This window comes from Pseudomonas sp. 06C 126, from assembly GCF_001855215.1.
In the GTDB taxonomy this organism is placed as follows: domain Bacteria; phylum Pseudomonadota; class Gammaproteobacteria; order Pseudomonadales; family Pseudomonadaceae; genus Aquipseudomonas; species Aquipseudomonas proteolytica.
On record NZ_MIFU01000149.1, the window covers coordinates 1 to 1,286 of the forward strand.

The 1,286-nt window shown below is 53.4% G+C and carries 1 protein-coding gene; it reads right to left on the reverse strand.

Annotation, left to right across the window (positions count from 1 at the left end; translation table 11 throughout):
- Positions 1-49 precede the first annotated feature (49 nt).
- Entirely contained in the window at positions 50-1,198 is a 1,149-nt protein-coding gene (locus BHC62_RS26215; RefSeq protein ID WP_070996713.1) for an integrase core domain-containing protein, read from the reverse strand.
- Positions 1,199-1,286 lie beyond the last annotated feature (88 nt).

A 1,286-nucleotide genomic window follows, 5' to 3' on the forward strand; every position in this document is an offset into this window, starting at 1 on the left:
GGGGTGTAGAACCGTAGACATCCTTTACATCTGAAACCGGGGACATCGTTTACACATTTGAAGCTTGGATGCGGCTCTTGCCGCGTCCAAGTCTGCCCAAGGGATAGTCACATAGGTACAGATCCCAGACATCCTCTTCAGCCTCTTTAAGCCCTATCCGTTCTCCAGATAAAGCCTCGCTGACAAATATCAGCTTGTTCTTCCACAAGATAGAACCGTCCTGCCTGACACTTCGAACCTGCATGTCTGCCGGATATTCCACTGCGGGTAAGCATCCGGGGTAAGGCCGAGTGGATGGCACATACAACTCTCCCGGACGTTTCATACCGAGCGCTTCGTGTGGTCGTATGTAATTGAATTCATTCCTGAAATGCTCCAGCAACAGCTGTTGCTCAAGCAAATCGCGTCCTAAGGGCAACTCGAATTTCAAGCTGCGGTGCATTCGCTCGTGGCGACCGTTCTGCGCGGGTCTTCCAGGCATGATTCGCTCGGGGTAGATGCCCAGACGGATCCACCAAACCGCCAATGTAGACATTCTTGCCAGACCAGGAGAGGCGAATGGAACACCGTTGTCAGAACGAATGACTTGCGGCATGCCGTATTCCTGAAAAAGCCTCTCAAATGCCTGTTTTACAGGCTGTGTCATGATCTTGGGGTGGGCCCTGCACGCCAGAATCAGGCGCGATGCGTGGTCAGTCACGGTCAAAGGAAAGCACATCTGCCCGTTAAGCATCTTGAATTGCCCTTTGTAGTCAGCGCACCACGTCTTGTTGGGCTCGTTGGCTTCTCGCATTGGGGCGTGGGAAGTGCCGTGCCGACGCTTGAAACGCCGTTTGCTGACCAATCCAAGCCGATCAAGCCATTGCCCTGCCGTGCTGGGGGCAGGCCAGGCGATGGTTGGATCCTCGATTCGCAATAGCTCGAGAAGCTTCTTAGGCCCCCATTTATCGTGGGCTTCCTTCATGGCCACCACGCGGGCCAAGATCTCATCGTCAGTTTTGTTTGGACTGTTATGAGGTCGTCGGGAGAGCTCGGACAACGACTTCAAATCGCCGTCATGCCGGGCAATCCATTTATCGACGGTAGGCCGACTCACATTGAATCGGTGTGCCAACTGGGTTTTCGTGTAGTTGCCAGAAAGCCAGTCAGCGACCAGTTTGATTCGTTGATTCATGGGGGACTCTTGGTTCCAGGGCATGATCAGATACCTCCTGACCATGCGTATTAACCTGTAAACCATGTCCCCGGTTAGAAATGTAAACGATGTCCCCGGTTTGTACCGGGAC